At 75.0% G+C, this 16,045-nt stretch carries 11 protein-coding genes and 1 pseudogene; 6 read left to right on the plus strand and 6 right to left on the minus strand.

Annotated features, from left to right (window positions below):
• The first annotated feature begins 25 nt into the window (after positions 1-25).
• Genes AD017_RS23955 through AD017_RS23965 form a run of 3 tightly spaced genes read left to right on the plus strand, consistent with a single transcriptional unit; the run spans position 26 to position 3,187 of the window.
• Positions 26-2,014, plus strand: a complete 1,989-nt coding sequence (locus tag AD017_RS23955; RefSeq protein ID WP_255358501.1) for an FAD-dependent oxidoreductase — start codon at positions 26-28, stop codon at positions 2,012-2,014.
• Positions 2,015-2,072: 58 nt separating this feature from the next.
• Positions 2,073-2,618, plus strand: coding sequence for a DUF4334 domain-containing protein (locus AD017_RS23960; RefSeq protein WP_010225138.1), 546 nt, complete (start codon positions 2,073-2,075; stop codon positions 2,616-2,618).
• Positions 2,615-3,187 carry a TetR/AcrR family transcriptional regulator gene (locus AD017_RS23965; RefSeq protein ID WP_060575636.1) on the plus strand — a complete coding sequence of 191 codons (573 nt, stop codon included), beginning with the start codon at positions 2,615-2,617 and terminating at the stop codon, positions 3,185-3,187. Before AD017_RS23960 ends, AD017_RS23965 begins: the two co-directional genes overlap by 4 nt.
• 4 nt (positions 3,188-3,191) lie before the next feature.
• Here AD017_RS23965 and AD017_RS35855 read toward each other — a convergent pair whose 3' ends face one another.
• The 4 genes from AD017_RS35855 to AD017_RS23985 form a co-directional block, all read right to left on the minus strand.
• The gene (locus tag AD017_RS35855) at positions 3,192-4,862 is read right to left on the minus strand and encodes a GMC oxidoreductase (RefSeq protein ID WP_060575637.1); all 1,671 of its coding nucleotides are present in this window, start codon (positions 4,860-4,862) and stop codon (positions 3,192-3,194) included.
• Between the two features lies 1 nt (position 4,863).
• The gene (locus tag AD017_RS23975; protein WP_060575638.1) at positions 4,864-5,307 is read right to left on the minus strand and encodes a hypothetical protein; all 444 of its coding nucleotides are present in this window, start codon (positions 5,305-5,307) and stop codon (positions 4,864-4,866) included.
• 270 nt (positions 5,308-5,577) lie between these two features.
• On the minus strand, positions 5,578-6,843 hold the full coding sequence (locus tag AD017_RS23980) for an HNH endonuclease signature motif containing protein (RefSeq protein WP_060575639.1): 1,266 nt from the start codon (positions 6,841-6,843) through the stop codon (positions 5,578-5,580).
• A 118-nt stretch (positions 6,844-6,961) separates the two neighbouring features.
• A complete protein-coding gene (locus AD017_RS23985) occupies positions 6,962-7,900 on the minus strand; it encodes a glyoxalase (protein WP_174521767.1) in 939 nt (312 codons plus the stop codon).
• A gap of 154 nt (positions 7,901-8,054) precedes the next feature.
• Here AD017_RS23985 and AD017_RS23990 point away from each other — a divergent pair, with 154 nt between their 5' ends.
• A complete protein-coding gene (locus AD017_RS23990; RefSeq protein ID WP_060576581.1) occupies positions 8,055-10,550 on the plus strand; it encodes a Tex family protein in 2,496 nt (831 codons plus the stop codon).
• A 54-nt stretch (positions 10,551-10,604) separates the two neighbouring features.
• Here AD017_RS23990 and AD017_RS23995 read toward each other — a convergent pair whose 3' ends face one another.
• Positions 10,605-11,354, minus strand: coding sequence for a tyrosine-protein phosphatase (locus AD017_RS23995; RefSeq protein WP_060575640.1), 750 nt, complete (start codon positions 11,352-11,354; stop codon positions 10,605-10,607).
• A 285-nt stretch (positions 11,355-11,639) separates the two neighbouring features.
• Between AD017_RS23995 and AD017_RS24000 the strand changes: the two genes are divergently transcribed.
• Positions 11,640-13,442, plus strand: a complete 1,803-nt coding sequence (locus AD017_RS24000; protein WP_369821699.1) for a DEAD/DEAH box helicase — start codon at positions 11,640-11,642, stop codon at positions 13,440-13,442.
• Between the two features lie 76 nt (positions 13,443-13,518).
• On the opposite strand, the gene AD017_RS24005 is transcribed toward AD017_RS24000, so the two are convergent.
• Complete coding sequence (locus AD017_RS24005; protein WP_010230309.1) at positions 13,519-14,007, minus strand: L,D-transpeptidase; 489 nt, start codon at positions 14,005-14,007, stop codon at positions 13,519-13,521.
• A 173-nt stretch (positions 14,008-14,180) separates the two neighbouring features.
• Between AD017_RS24005 and ilvD the strand changes: the two are divergent.
• Positions 14,181-15,872, plus strand: a pseudogene (gene ilvD / locus AD017_RS24010) (dihydroxy-acid dehydratase).
• The last annotated feature ends 173 nt before the right edge of the window (positions 15,873-16,045 follow it).

The following is a 16,045-nucleotide window of genomic DNA, read 5'->3' on the forward strand; positions in this document are numbered from 1 at the left end:
GGACGCCGACCGCGTCGTCGGCGGGCTGCACGTCCGCGGCGACGGCACGGTCGATCCCGTCGCCGTCGCCCGGGTGCAGGCCGGCGCTGCCGCCGCGCGGGGCGCCGTCCTCCTGGAGCACCGGACCGTCACCCGGGTCGAACGCGCGGGAGGCCGGGTCACCGCCGTCCACTGCGGCGACGAGCGTCATCCGGCCGACGTCGTGGTGTGCTGCGCCGGCGCGTGGAGCCCGGCGGTCGGCGCGCTCGCGGGCGTCGGGATCCCGCTGACCCCGGTCGTGCGGCAGTACGCCACGACCGACGCCCTCGGTCCGCTGGAGACGATCCACGCGCTGGAGGCGGCGTCGGGCCGGGCCGATCCCGCCCTGCCCGTGCTGGGGAGCGCCGGCGTGCGCGTCCGTGCCCACAGGCACCGCATCGGGATCGGTGCCGCGCCCGCGCGGCAACGGGGCGTCGAGCCCGGTCCGACCTCCCCGGCGGGGCTGCGGTTCACCCCGGACGACTTCGACGACGCCTGGGACGCGGCCGCGGACCTGCTGCCGCTCCTCGGCGACTCCAAGGTCGCGGAGGGGACCGACGTCGTCGTCGCCGGTACCCCGGACGGCCGGCCGCTGGTCGGTGAGCACCCCGACCTGGCCGGGTTCTGGACGGCCGCCGCCGTGCGCACCGCACACTCGGCCGGGCTCGCGGAGGCGCTCGCCGAGTGGATCACCACCGGCCGTCCGTCGCTCGGCGGTCAGCCGATCGACCTCTCCGGCCTGCACGTCGGCCGGTTCGACCCCGACGCGACCGGGACCGGGCCGTTCCGGTCCCGGCACGTCGAGCTGCGTGCGGTGTCCGGCGCGGACGGCACCGACCGGCGTCCACTGTGGTTCGGCGCCAACGGTGCGCTGCCCGAGGTCTGCGAGGTCCCGCGGCGGGAGGGCCGGGCGGCGCGGGACTGGTCGCCGGTCGCGGGGGCGGAGGCGCTCGTCGTCCGCCGTGCCGCGGGCATGGTCGACCTCTCCGCCGAGCGCCGGGTCGAGGTGACCGGCCCGCACGCGGCGGAGTTCCTGCAGCGGCTGGTCTGCAGCGACGTCGACGGGCCGGCCGGGCACGTCGTCGAGACCCTGATGCTGGACGCCGACGGCGGGGTGCTCACCGCCCCGACCGTCGCGCGGCTCGGGCCGCAGCGGTTCCTCGTCGTCCTCGCCGAGCGCCGCGACGTCGCGGCACTGCGCCGTTACGCCCGGACCGGCGTCGAGATCACCGACGTCAGCACGACGACCGCCTGCCTGGGGCTGTGGGGCCCGGCGGTCGGCGAGGTCCTGCGCGGGCTGTCCCCGGACGACGTCGTGCGCTCGGAGCCGCTCCGGGTCGTCCGGTTCGTCGTCGGGGGCGTCCCGGTGACGGGGCTGCGGATCTCCCGGATCGGCGAGGACGGCTGGGAGCTCGTCTGCGCCGCCGCCGACGCCGAGCGGCTGTGGGACACCGTGCACGCCGCGGGGGCGCGGTACGGACTGGTCCCCGTCGGGCGGCTCGCGTTCGACGCGCTGCGCATCGAGGCGGGCGACCCGACGCGGGGCTCCGAGCTCTCCGCCGAGCACGGCCCGGACGCCGTCGGTCTCGGGGCGCTCGTCGACCCGGGCAAGGGGCCGTTCGTCGGACGCGCCGCCGTGCACGCGCTGCGCGCCGCCGGCGGTCCGGCCGAGACACTCGTGACGCTCGTCGTGGACCGGCCCGGGGTCGTGCTGTGCGGGCAGGAGCCGGTGTACGACCTCCCCGAGTCCCGCCGGTACTCCCGTGACCCGGTGCCGATGGACCCGCCGCCCGACCTGCGCCGCGGCCCGGTGATCGGTCGGGTGACCGTCGCCGCCACCGGTCACTCCACGGGGACCTCGATCGCCCGCGCCTGGGTCCCGGCGGAGCGCGCCGTCCCGGGGACGCGGGTGGAGATCGAGCTGTCCGGGCACCGGCTCACCGCCGCCGTGGCGGTGGGGCCGCCGCACCACGTGTCGTCCCCGGTGCCGGGCTGACGTCGTGCGGCGGCAGCGGTAACGTCCATCGAAACGTCCCCGTTTCGATGGAGAGGCCATGACCACGACCGCCCCCGCCGACACCCTCCGCTACCTCGAGCACGGCGCCACGATCGACGAGGCGCTGGCCTTCTTCGACGGGCTGCCCGCGGTCACCGTCGGCGACCTGCTGGGGGAGTGGGCGGGTGGCGAGGTCCCCACCGGCAACCCGATGGACGGCCTGCTGGAGCGCTTCGGCTGGCACGGGAAGCGGTTCGACGGCCCCGACGACGTCCACCCGCTGGTCATGGACCACCCCCGCGGCGGCCGGTTCAGCCTGAACCCCGCCCTGGTGCCGCTGCCGACACTCCTGCGGTACCCCGCCGCGCTGCGCAACGCGGCCGTCGCCCGGATCGCCGCGCAGGCGGGTCCCGCGCTGGCCACCCGGGCGCCGAAGGCGCGGCTGCGGATGACCGAGTACCGCGGGGTCCTCAGCGCCACCATGTGTTACGACGACCTGCCGATCCACGACGTCTTCCGCCGCGTCGACGACGACACCGTCCTCGGTCTCATGGACATGCGCGGCCTGGACCGGCCGTTCGTGTTCTACCTGCGCCGGGAGTGACCAGCCGGTTCCCCGCGGACCGGCGGCGGGAGGTGCTCGCCGCGGCCCGGCGGCTCGTCGCCGAGCGGGGGTTCGAGGAGACGACCGTCGAGGCGATCGCCGCCGCGACCCGCACCAGCAAGGCGACGCTGTACCGGCAGTGGGGCGACAAGGCGTCGCTGGTGGTGGACGCGGTCTCGGCGGGCAGCGGGATCGCGATCGGCACGATCGACACCGGGACGCTCCCCGGTGACCTGCACGCGGTCGCGGACATGCTGGCCGAGCGGGCGTCGGTGAACGTGCCGCTCGTGCTCGGCATCGCCCGGGCCGGGCAGGACGACCCGGCCCTGCTCGGTGCGCTCTCGGCCCGGCTGCTGCCCGAGGTCGCGGCACTGCGCGCGGTCGTCGTCCGTGCGGTCGGGCGTGGGGAGCTGGTCGCGGAGCCGCCGGCCGCGCGGTGGCTGCAGCACCTGTTCGCCGGGGCGGTGCTCACGCCGTCGCTGACGGGTGGGCCGGGCCGGGTGCCCGGTGCCGCCGACCTGCGGGACTACGTCGACGCCGTCGTCCTGCCCGCGCTCGGGGTGCGCTGATCGCTCAGATCGCGTCGCCCGCCAGGATCCCGTCCATGCACCGCTCCACGACGGCCGCGATCGTCCACGACGGATTCGTGCTGCCGGTCGAGCCGGGGATCAGTGCACCGTCCACGACGTGCAGGCCGGGGTGACCCTCGACCCGCCCGCGGTCGTCGGTCACCTTCCCGAGCACCGCACCGCCGAGCGGGTGCCAGGTGATCGGGTCGAGGGTCCCCAGGTCGACGACCCCGCCGGGTGCGTCCGCAGCGCGCGCGGCGAGTCCGGACAGGCCGTCCGGCAGCCGTCCGGCCACGTCGGACACCAGCTGTCCCAGTCCGGCGCCCGCCGGGTTGTCCGGCGCGATCAGCTGCCGGGTGAGGTCGCGGACGGTGCGCTGGGCGTCGGCGTCGCCGTCGGGTGCCCAGTGCAGGGTCGCGTCGCCGGTCGCGGCGTCGAACCGGAACTCGCCGACCGGATCGCAGGCACCGAACCCCGGCAGCGACATGACGCGGGCGTCGAACGGCAGCGGTGCCGGCCCGAACGTCAGCGTCACGGCCTCGGCGCGGTCGTCCGTGGCGGGCCGGATCCCGGCGGCCATCGGCCCGGCCTGCGGCCCGCCCGCCGGGTCGGGGACACCGGCGCGCAGCTGGATCCGGTCGCCGTTGTTGCCCCAGTACCGCCCGGCGTCGGGCGTGAGGTCGGGCAGGGTGCCCGTCTCGCGGGCCCGCACCAGCAGCCGGGACGTCCCGGTCGAACCGGCACCCAGGAACACCGCCCCGCTGGTGACGGCGATGCGTTCCCGGACGACGCCGTCGGTGTCGATCCGCTCGACGTCGATCCGGTACCGGCCGCCGGCCAGTGCGTGGATGTCGACGACCCGGTTCAGGGGTGCGACCTCGACCAGGCCGGACGCCTCGGCGTCGCGCAGGTAGTTCTTGTCCGACGACAGCCGCGCCCCGGAGTTGACGCCGGAGAAGTACTCGCCGACCGACATGGACGGCGTGGCGCGGCCGGCGAGCTCGTCACGGACCACGTCCCAGTCGGTCGCGTTCGGCAGCAGCTCGGCCCGGTGACCCGCGCGCCGGGCCTGTTCGAGGAACAGCCGGGTCCCGACGTGCGCGGGATGCGCGAGGACGTCGTCGGGGATCGGGGAGACCCCGACCCGCCGGGCGGCGCGCGGGTAGTGGTCGGCGGCGAGCTCGTCGTGGTCGATGCCGGGGATCGCGGCGGAGAACACCGCGGCCTCCGGCTTGATCCAGACACCGGCGTAGACCAGCGTCGAGCCGCCCACGCCCGCTCCGCACAGGACACTCATCCCACGCCCGCCGACCTTCTCGAACAGGCCGGTGTAGGGCCGGTAGAGCGTCGGCGGCTGGCCGGGGAAGACCGGTGCGGGTGTGAGCCACGACGACCGCCGGTCCGGGCGGAGGAAGGTCGGGAAGGTGTCGGTGGCCGGGGTCGGCCAGCGGCGGCCGCGCTCGAGCACCAGCGTCGGGACGCCGGCCTCGGCGAGCCGGGCGGCCGCGATCGACCCGCCGAGCCCGCTGCCGATCACGACGGCCCGGGCCTCGATCTCGGTGACGTCGCGGCGGAGCAGCTGCGGGGCGGCCGCCGTCGCCGTGCCCGTGGCGCCGAGCGCGGCGGCGCCGAGCAGGGCGCCGGTGAGGAACCCGCGCCGGCTCGTCGGCCGCACGTCAGCCACCGATCCGGATGTCGGCGACGATCTCGCGGACGAGTCCGTCCTGGAAGCGGAACGTCTCGTGCACCCGCGCCGTCGTCAGTCCCACCGGCCCGGCGCCCACGTCCAGGGTGAACCCGGCCTCGACCACGCCGTCGTCGCGGACCCGGTAGGTCTCGTCGGAGATCCCGCGGATCACCCGGTACTGCGGGCCGTACTGCAGGTCGGCCCGCAGCTGGTCGCCGGAGAACCCGGTCGGGAGCCCGGCCTCGACCCGGGTGGCGTCGGGATGGAACGGCACCCCGGACGGGTCGTGGCTCGCCAGGGCCGCGACGTAGGCGCGGGCGCCGTCCGTCCGGCACGCGTCGTTGCAGCCGGGTCCGGCCTGCGCGACACCCGCCACTGTCCCGAGCAGGAGCAGGGACAGGATCGCGAGAACCGCGGCACGGTGTCGTCGCACGGGGCCTCCGGTGCGTCGTCGGGGGAGCGGAGGGTGTCCGGTCGACCGGACCCGAGCGGAGGTTATCCGACAAGTGTCGGAGAGCGTCGACCAGGGCGTCGTCTCGGAGCGCGTTGCGGGCTCGGCGTGCTGTCCTCGCCGATCCGCCTGGGGCGACGACGAGCCGACGAGCCGACGAGCCGACGAGCCGACGGACCGACGGACCGACGGACCGACGAGCCGACGGACCGACGAGCCGACGGACCGACGCACCGGCCGGGAGGGATCCGGTCATCCGGGTGCGAGGTAGGTGTGTCCGGTCGGGGTGGTGGTGCGGACCTGTCCGTCGGGGCCGCGGGCGACGCGCCAGCCGGCTTGTTCGCGGACGTGGTTGTGGAACTCGCACACCCCGCGTCCGTTGTCGAGGTCGGTCGCCCCGCCCTCGGCATCACGGTGGATGTGGTCGATGTGGCGGACCGGGGCGTCGCAGTAGGGCTCGGTGCACCGGTTCCCCGCCCGTGCCCGGACCAGACGGGCGAGCAGGCCGGTGAAGGTGCGCTGGCGGGAGTCCCCGCCGATCACGACACCGTCGGAGGTGATCAGGCGGCGCAGGGTCTTCCTCCCCTCGCTCTTGGCGAGGAGGTCGACCGGGACCGGTCCGTGGCTGGGGATCTCCGCCGGTACCGGCGAGTCCGGGTCCAGCAGTGCCTCGATCGGGACGACGACCTGGACCTCGACATCCACATCGGTCGCCACGGCCTGGCCGGTGAGGCGCTCGACGAGCGTGTCGGCCATGACTTGACCGCGGGTCCGGGTCAGTGGTGCGGGGTTCACCGACACCTCGGTGAACGCCTTGTTCAGGGCGGCCAGACATGCCACACCCTGCTCGACCGGCAGATACGCGGTCAGATACGTCATCGCGTCCGGTGCCGGGCGCAACGTCACCCGCCGCTCTGCTCGGGCGGACTCGGCGCGGGCCCGGAACTTCTCCGGCGCCACCTCGGCGGCGAACTTGCGTGCGAGATCCTGCAACCGCCGGATCCCCAGCCGGGTCAGATCGTGCGCGGCCAGGCGCAGGTCCACTGCGGCGCGTTCGGCGCGGTCCAGATCCGAGCAGGCAGTCACCACCGCCGCCGCCTTCAGCGCCGAGAGCTCCCCGGCGGCGAACAGCCCACGGACGTGATCGAGACCATCGTGCAGATCCCGGGCCGTACTCACCCGACGGCGGGCCTCGGTCGGCGAGACCCGGCAGGCCAACCCGACCTGGGCCACCACCCCACGTTGCAGCCGATCCGGATCGGTCTGTCCAGCGGTGATGCCGTTCTCCACATGGAGCCGGGCGAACGCCCGCACCCGAGTGGCCTGGAGCGCCGCGAGGGAGTGCTGCACCGACTCCAGCTGCTGGATCTGGTCGATCAACTCCACCTCGGAGGCACCGGACAGGTCGTCGAGCGCGGCCTGTTCCACCGCCAGCTGCACCAGCGCCAGGTCGACCTGCGGGAACCCCGGATCCCCGGCGGGGAGCCCGGTGCGTGGGGGTTCCTGGACCGCGGCCATAGGGCCGAGTGTACTCGACCATATGTTCGAATCGCTAGTAACCGTTCACACCCGCACGGCCGCTGAGCAGCGAGGAGCCGGCAGGGCAGCGAGGAGGTCGGCAGGACAGGCGGACACATCAGGTCGCGGTGCCGGCCGCGGCTGTGCCGCCGACGAACCGCCCCGAGCCCCCTGCCGGCGCCACGGACCCGAAGGCGTGGCCGGACGGGGTGGCCGGTCGGAGTGGCCGGTCGGAGTGACCACAGTGGGCTGGGCCCGCCGGCCGAGGCCCGCGGATGACGCTGGGACCCCGCTGCTGGCCCCGCGTGGACCCCGGGGCCACATGCCACCCACGACGCCAGTCGCCCGCAAACTCCCGGATCTCCCCGAGCTCCCCGAGGACGGCGTCGACCCGCTCCTGCTCCTCCCCGTCGAGCACGACGCCGGCCAGCTCCTCCCGGTACTCCGCGACCGCCGCGCTCTCGCCGAGCGCCACCCCCAGTCCGACGAGGTGCGCGAGCAGGAGCGCCCGCTCCACGGCCGACGCCGACCCGCGGTGCCGGCGCAGGGCCGAGCGCAGCCTCCGGTAGGCGGCCCGGTCGTCGTTCTTGAAGTCGCGCAGGACCCGGGCGTTGTCGAGGGCCCCCGCGGGCCCGGCCGGCTCCGGGGAGCCGCCGTGGTCGAGGGTGTCCGGCTCCTCCCGCGCCACGACGATGATCGTGTTGCCGGACGGGTCGACGAGCGAGAACCGCGTGGCCCCGGGCCGGAGCCGGGTGATCCGCGGGCGCCCGCGCCCCAGCACCCGGCCGTGGGTCGCGCGCATCGCCGCGACGTAGCCGGAGTGGTAGGGCGCGACCTCGTCGACGGAGACCACCGCCCCGCCGCTCGACTCCTCGGCCGGGTCGAGGCCCGCGGGCGCCTTCCCGAAGTGCAGCGCGATCGCGCCCTGCTCCACGACCAGGTAGGTGTACGGCCGCCTCTGGCAGTAGGTCGTGCGGAAGCCGATGCTCTCGTGGAACTCGCGGGTCTCGTCGACGTCGGTGCAGGGCAGGATCGGTGCGACGGTCTCGTTCGCCACGGTGTCCTCTCGTCCGGGATGCGGAGCGGCGATGCCGGCCGGCGGCCGGATCCGGCCGCCTATGACTCCACCCGTCCGGAGCAACCGGGTGCGCCGGGGCCGCCGGTACCCACCCGGCGGTCGCGGCCGGGACACCGTTCGCGACGATGGGGAGGTGACAGGCACGGCACCCCCGGACACCCGGCAGCACCGCTCCATCAACCAGCGCATCGCCGACGAGCTCGGCGCCCGGCCGGACCAGGTCGGGTCCGCGGTGGCCCTGCTGGACGAGGGCTCGACGGTCCCGTTCGTCGCCCGGTACCGCAAGGAGGCCACCGGCGGCCTCGACGACGCCCAGCTGCGCACGCTGGAGGAGCGGCTCCGCTACCTCCGCGAGCTGGAGGAACGCCGGGCGACGGTGCTCGACTCCATCCGCTCGCAGGGCAAGCTCGACGAGGCCCTGGAGGCCACGATCTGGGCGGCGGAGTCGAAGGCCCGGCTCGAGGACATCTACCTTCCCTACAAGCCGAAGCGCCGCACCAAGGCGATGATCGCCCGCGAGCAGGGCCTGGAGCCGCTCGCCGACGCGCTGATCACCGACCCCTCCCTGGACCCGCACACCGAGGCGGCGGCCTTCGTCACCGACGAGGTCGCCGACGCCGGTGCCGCGCTCGAGGGCGCCCGCTCGATCCTCGTCGAGCGGATCGGGGAGAACGCCGACCTCGTCGGCGGGCTGCGCGAGCGCATGTGGGAGAACGGCCGGCTGGTCACGAAGGTCCGCGAGGGCAAGGAGAACGACCAGGCCGCGGCCAAGTTCTCGGACTACTTCGAGTTCTCCGAGAAGTTCACGACGCTGCCCTCGCACCGGATCCTCGCCGTGTTCCGCGGCGAGACCGAGGAGGCGCTCGACGTCACCCTCGACCCGGGTGCGTCCGACGAGGAGCCGACCCCCTACGAGCGCGCGATCGCCGCCGAGTACGGCGTCGCCGACCGCGGCCGCCCCGCGGACGGCTGGCTGCTCGGCGTCGTCCGCTGGGCCTGGCGCACCCGGCTGCAGACGGCGCTCGGCATCGACATCCGGGTCCGGCTGCGCAGCGCCGCCGAGGACGGCGCGATCGGCGTGTTCGCTGCCAACCTGCGCGACCTGCTGCTCGCCGCGCCGGCCGGTACCCGGAGCACCATCGGCCTCGACCCGGGCCTGCGCACCGGGGTGAAGGTGGCCGTCGTCGACGCCACCGGCAAGGTCGTCGACACCGCCGTGATCCACCCGCACGAGCCGCGCAACGACAAGGCCGGCGCGCTGAAGACCCTCTCCGCGCTCTGCGCGAAGCACGCGGTCGAGCTGGTCGCGATCGGCAACGGCACCGCGTCCCGGGAGACCGACGCGCTCGCCGGCGAGCTGATCGCGCAGAACCCCGGCCTGAAGCTGACCAAGGTGATGGTGTCGGAGGCGGGTGCGTCGGTGTACTCGGCGTCGGCCTACGCGACCACGGAGCTGCCCGACCTCGACGTGACGCTGCGCGGCGCGGTGTCCATCGCCCGCCGCCTGCAGGACCCGCTCGCCGAGCTCGTCAAGATCGACCCGAAGTCGATCGGGGTCGGGCAGTACCAGCACGACCTGCCCGAGTCGTCGCTGTCGCGGTCGCTGGACTCCGTCGTCGAGGACTGTGTGAACGCGGTCGGGGTGGACCTGAACTCGGCGTCCGCGCCGCTGCTGCGCCGGGTGTCGGGCATCTCGGAGTCGCTCGCGGGCGCGATCGTCGCGCACCGCGACGCCCACGGCCCCTTCCGGTCCCGCACCTCGCTCACCGACGTGCCGCGGCTCGGCCCGAAGGCGTTCGAGCAGTGCGCCGGCTTCCTGCGGATCCGCGGTGGCGACGAGCCGCTCGACGTGACCGGCGTGCACCCGGAGTCCTACCCGGTCGTCCGGCGGATGGTGGAGCGCACCAAGATCGACGTCGCCGCGCTCATGGGCAACGCGGCACGACTGCACCAGATCAAGCCCAAGGAGTACGTCGACGCCGGCGTCGGGCTCCCGACGGTCACCGACATCCTCACCGAGCTGGAGAAGCCGGGCCGCGACCCGCGTCCCGCGTTCCGGACGGCGACGTTCGCCGAGGGCGTCCACAAGATCTCCGACCTGCGGCCGGGGATGCTGCTCGAGGGCGTGGTGACGAACGTGGCCGCGTTCGGCGCGTTCGTCGACGTCGGGGTGCACCAGGACGGCCTGGTCCACGTCTCCGCGATGAGCAAGGACTTCGTGTCCGACCCGCGCGAGGTCGCCAAGTCCGGGGACGTCGTGAAGGTGAAGGTCCTCGACGTCGACGAGGCCCGCAAGCGGATCTCGCTGACCCTGCGTCTCGACGACGAGCCGGGCGCCGGTGGATCGCGCGGCGGCGGCGACCGCGGCCGGCGGGGCGGCGACGAGAGCGGCGGCGAGCGCGGCGACCGTGGTGGTCGTGGCGGTGGCGCGCGCGGCGGCGGGCGTCCGCAGAACGACCGCGGTGGCAAGGGCGGCAAGGGCGGCAAGGGCGGTGGCGGCCGCGGCGGTCAGGGTGGCGGCCGCGGTGGTCAGAGCGGTGGTCAGGGCGGCGGGGGTGGCGGCCGGTCCGGTCCCGCCAACGACGCGATGGCCGAGGCGATGCGCCGCGCCGGGTTCGGCAAGGGCTGAGCGACGCACGGCGGCGGCCGCCCCGGACCTCCGGGACGGCCGCCGCCGACGTGGTCAGACCGGCAGGTCCGGCTCCAGCAGGCGTTCGGCCAGGCGGCGCAGGTCGCCGTCGGTCACCCCGGCCTCCCGCAGCCGGCCCAGGACGCCGTCGGTGTGGGCGTCCATGTCGTCCAGCACCGCCTCCAGTGCGGCCGCGTCGACGCCGAGCAGCGCGTCGTGCCCCGGCTCGGGCTGGCCCCACTGCCGCAGCCGCGCCCACAGGGTGCGCAGGTTCTCGTTCGTGCGCAGGTAGTCCTCGACGATCGTCGCGCGCGGCACGCCGAGCACGGCGAGCAGCACGCCGACGACCAGGCCCGTCCGGTCCTTCCCGGCGGCACAGTGCACCAGGACGGGGGCGGGGGCGTCGGCGACGATCCGCACGATCCGGGCCAGCTCGCCGCCCGCCTCGGCGGCGAGCAGCCGGTAGGCCCAGGCGAGCCCGTCCTGACCGGCGGACGCGTCGGCGGCCCGCTCCGGGGCGAGCGACGCCCCGAGCGGGACCGGACGGACGTCCGCGACGTCGCCCAGCGGGTGCGGGGCCGCCGTCTCGGCGGCCGAGCGGAGGTCGATCACCGTCGCCGGCGGCCACGACGATCCCTCGGGGAGGTCGACGTGCCGGGCCGTGCGGGGGTCACCGGGCTGCGGGGCGTCCGACCGGTAGAGGACTCCGTGGCGGACCCGGTACCCGTCGTCGGTGCGGGTCCCTCCGAGGTCACGCAGGTTCGCCGGACGCCCGGTCGCGGCGTCGGTCAGGAAAGCGGTCACCCGATCAGGGTCCGCGATCACCTCCCCGCACGGCCAACGCGCGTGACCAGGGGCATCGGTGGCCTCGATCACGCGGGACCCGGCGGACGCATCCGGCCGGGGCGTGGAAGAATGGTCGTCCGGCGGCCGGCGACGACGCGCGGCCGCGAGCCCCGGAGGTCTGGGTTCACCGGCACCACGAACGAGTTGCCGCACGCGGGCCTGGCGGGCTGGGAGCGGGCGAGAGTCGCCCGACGACACCAGCGCAATCCCCCCTGCGCGAGCCTTGAGGACCGAGTGAACACCCTGCTGGATCAGCACCCCGACCTGGACTCCGCCGACATCGAGGCGGACCCGACCCCCGAGACGCCCGACACCCCCGAGACCCCCGCCGGCCCGACCTTCGCGGACCTGGGCCTCGCCCCGACGCTGCTGGCCGCACTGGACGGGCTGGGCTACGAGACCCCGAGCCCGATCCAGGCCGCCGCGATCGGCCCGCTCATCGCCGGCCGCGACCTGCTCGGGCAGGCCGCCACCGGCACCGGCAAGACCGCCGCGTTCGCGCTGCCGATGCTGCAGCGGCTCGCCGACGGCCGCGTCTCCCGCGACCGCGGCCCGAAGCCCTTCGGCATCGTGCTCGCCCCGACCCGTGAGCTGGCCATGCAGGTCGGCGAGGCCGTCACCAAGTACGGCGCCGAGCTCGGCGCGCGCGTCGCCTGCGTGTTCGGTGGTGCGCCGATCGGCCCGCAGCTGGGCCAGCTGCGCCGCGGCGTCGACGTCGTCGTCGCCACCCCCGGCCGCGCCATCGACCTGATCAACCGCGGTGCGCTGTCGCTGGACGCGATCGAGGTCGCCGTCCTGGACGAGGCCGACGAGATGCTCGACATGGGCTTCGTCGAGGACATCGAGACCATCCTCGGCTCGACCCCCGAGGGCCGGCAGACGGTGCTGTTCTCGGCGACCATGCCGGGCCGCATCCAGAGCCTGGCGCGCACGCACCTGAGCGACCCGGCCGACATCCGCATCAAGCGGGAGGCGACGCCGGAGGGTGAGGCCCCGAAGGTCCGCCAGACCGCGTACCACGTGCCGCGCAGCCACGTGACCGTCGCGCTGGGCCGGGTGCTCGAGATGGAGCAGCCGACCGCGGCGATCGTGTTCTGCCGCACCCGCGCCGACGTCGACGCCGTCACCGAGACCCTCACCGCGCGCGGCCTGCGCGCGGAGGCGCTGCACGGCGGCATGGACCAGGAGCACCGGACCCGCGTCGTCGAGCGACTGCGTGCCGGGCGGACCGAGCTGCTGGTCGCGACCGACGTCGCGGCCCGCGGTCTCGACATCGACTCGCTGACCCACGTGGTCAACCACGACGTCCCGTCGTCGCCGGAGTCCTACGTGCACCGGATCGGCCGGGTCGGCCGCGCCGGGCGCGAGGGCGTCGCGATCACCCTGGTGACCCCGGGGTCGGTGCGGCACCTGCGCAACATCGAGCGGCTGATCGGCGGCTCGGTGCCCAGCGCGCCGGTGCCGTCCCCCGCGGACCTGCGCACCGTGCGGCTGGCCCGCACCGCGCTGGCCCTGCGCGAGCAGATCGGCACCGACGGCGACGCACAGCCGTCCGACGGGGTCGACGAGCTGGTGCTCGACCTGGCCCGCGACAACGACCTCGCCTCGATCGCCGCCGCCGCGATCCGCATCGCCCGGGCCGGCACCTCGGTCCCGGACGACGAGATCGAGATCCCCGAGGTCCGCTCGCGCGGCGGCCGCGACCGCGGTCCGGCCGACCGTGGCCCGCGCCGCGACCGTGACGGCCGTCCGGGCGCCGGGCGCGGCCAGGGCGCCCGTCCGCCGAAGGCGGGCACCACCCGGCTGTTCGTCTCCGCCGGCCGGGCGTCGGGCATCCGTCCGCAGGACATCGTGGGCGCGCTGGCGAACGAGTCCCGGCTGTCCGGCCGCGACATCGGTGCCATCCAGATCCACGAGCGGCACGCGCTGGTCGAGGTCCCGGAGCACGCCGCCGACGACGTGCTGCGCTCGCTGCGTGGCGCGACCACGCTGAAGGGCCGCAAGGCCAACGTCCGTCGTGACCGGGACGGTGCGGCCGCCGGCTGACGACGACCCGTACGACACGAGGGCCCCGCGCGGACGATCGCGCGGGGCCCTCGGCGTGTGCGGGGTGGGGTGCGGGTCAGCGCACCTCGACCCGGTCGCCCTGGTCGAGCTTGCCGAAGAACACCGTCGCGTCCTTGCCCTTGAGCTTCACGCAGCCGGCCGACGTCGAGTTCCGGTCGCCCTCGTGGAAGGCGACGCCGCCGGGGGCGAAGAACACCGACCACGGCATCGGGGCGCCGTCGAACTCCGCGGAGTGGTGGTCCTGGTCCTTGTCGTAGACCTCGAAGTCGCCGGTGGGGGTCTCGGTGCCCTGCCCGCCGTGGTTGACGCGGACCGGGCCGTAGCTGACGGCGCCGTCGTCGAGGATCCAGGCCTGGTCGCTCGCGAGGTCCACGCACGCCCGCGCGGCCGCGGAGCAGGGCGTGCCGGCGACGCCCCCCGGCTCCGGGACGGCGAGCGCGGTACCCGCGGCACCCAGTCCGATCACCAGCCCGGCGGCCGTGACGGCGATGGCCCGCCGGCGGCGGGTGCGACGCGTACTGCGGGGAACGTTCGTGTGCGCCATGGGTGCGACGGTGTCCTCTCACGGGTGAACGGCAGGCCTGCCATGAAGATCAACGGTGACGGGGCGCAACAGTTACGGCCGATCGGGGTACCGATCTCGGTGAGTGCCCGGCCCGTGCCGTCGTTCTGCGAGAGGATCGGGCGACGCCGGACGACGCAGACGAGGAGCGCGTGATGACCACCACGGGACCCACCGCCACACGCAAGCCGCGCAGCCACCAGGTCACCGACGGGCTGGGGGCCACCGCCGCCCGCTCGATGCTGCGGGCTGTCGGCATGCGCGACGACGACTTCGCCAAACCCCAGATCGGGATCGCGTCGTCCTGGAACGAGATCACCCCGTGCAACCTGTCGCTGCAACGGCTGGCGATGGCGGCCAAGGAGGGCGTCCACGCCGCGGGCGGCTACCCGCTGGAGTTCGGCACGATCTCGGTGTCCGACGCCATCTCCATGGGCCACCGCGGCATGCACTACTCCCTGGTCAGCCGGGAGATCATCGCCGACTCCGTGGAGACGGTCGTGGAGGCGGAACGGCTCGACGGCACCGTCCTGCTGGCCGGCTGCGACAAGTCGCTGCCCGGGATGCTGATGGCCGCGGCCCGGCTCGACCTCGCCGGGGTGTTCGTCTACGCCGGATCGATCATGCCGGGCCGGGTGGGCGACCGGGAGGTCAACATCGGCGACGCGTTCGAGGCCATCGGCGCGTGCGCCCGCGGCCTGATCACCCCCGACGAGGTCGACGCCCTGGAGCGGTCGATGTGCCCGGGGGAGGGTGCCTGCGGCGGCTTCTACACGGCCAACACCATGGCGGCCGCGGCCGAGGCGCTCGGGATGGCACTGCCCGGCTCGGCGAGCCCGCCTGCCGTCGACCGGCGCCGGGACGGCGTCGCCCGCGCGTCCGGCGAGGCGTCGGTGGGCATGATCGACCGCGGACTCACGGCCCGGTCGATCCTGACCCAGCACGCGTTCGAGAACGCGATCGCCGTCGTCATGGCGTTCGGCGGGTCCACCAACGCGGTGCTGCACCTGCTCGCGATCGCCCGCGAGGCCGGCGTCGACCTGACCCTCGACGACTTCAACCGGGTCGGTGACCGGGTGCCGCACCTCGCGGACGTGAAGCCGTTCGGCAAGCACCTCATGTACGCCGTCGACTAGGTCGGCGGCGTCCCCGTCGTGATGAAGGCGCTGCTCGACGCCGGACTGATCCACGGCGACGCGCTCACCGTCACCGGGCGGACCGTCGCGGAGAACCTCGACGACCTCGCGCCCCCCGGGCTCGACGGCTCCGTCATCCACGACCTGGCGAACCCGATCCATCCCACCGGCGGGCTCACCATCCTGCGCGGCTCGCTCGCGCCGGAGGGCGCCGTGGTCAAGTCCGCCGGCTTCGACGCGGCGACCTTCACCGGCACCGCCCGGGTGTTCGACGGCGAGCAGGGCGCCCTCGACGCCGTCGACGCCGGCGAGATCGAGCCCGGCACGATCATGCTGATCCGCTACGAGGGGCCGCGGGGCGGCCCGGGGATGCGGGAGATGCTCGCCGTCACCGGCCGGATCAAGGGCGCCGGTCTCGGCAAGGACGTGCTCCTGGTGACCGACGGCCGGTTCTCCGGCGCGACGACCGGCCTGTGCGTCGGGCACGTGGCCCCGGAGGCCGCCGACGGCGGGCCGATCGCCCTGGTCCACGACGGCGACACGATCACCCTGGACATGAAGGGCCGCACGATCGACATCGGGATCGACGACGCCGAGCTGGAGCGCCGGCGGGCGGCGTGGGTCCGGCCGGAACCCACCAACCGGCGCGGTGTGCTGGGCAAGTACGCCAAGCTGGTGTCGTCGGCCGCCGACGGCGCGGTCTGCGGCTGAGTCCCCTGCCCCCGGGTGCCGCGTTCGGCGCAACGCACCGACCGGCCAGCGCGACCCCCGGTGCGACGCCTCGGCCCGGGATGGCATCCTTCGCCCCGGGACGATCGAGAATGGGCACGCACCCCACGGCCTCCGGCGGGCGTCCTAACCCTTCTGAAACCGCCGTGACCTCC

Origin of the sequence: Pseudonocardia sp. EC080619-01 (genome assembly GCF_001420995.1) — a bacterium.
GTDB lineage: Bacteria > Actinomycetota > Actinomycetes > Mycobacteriales > Pseudonocardiaceae > Pseudonocardia.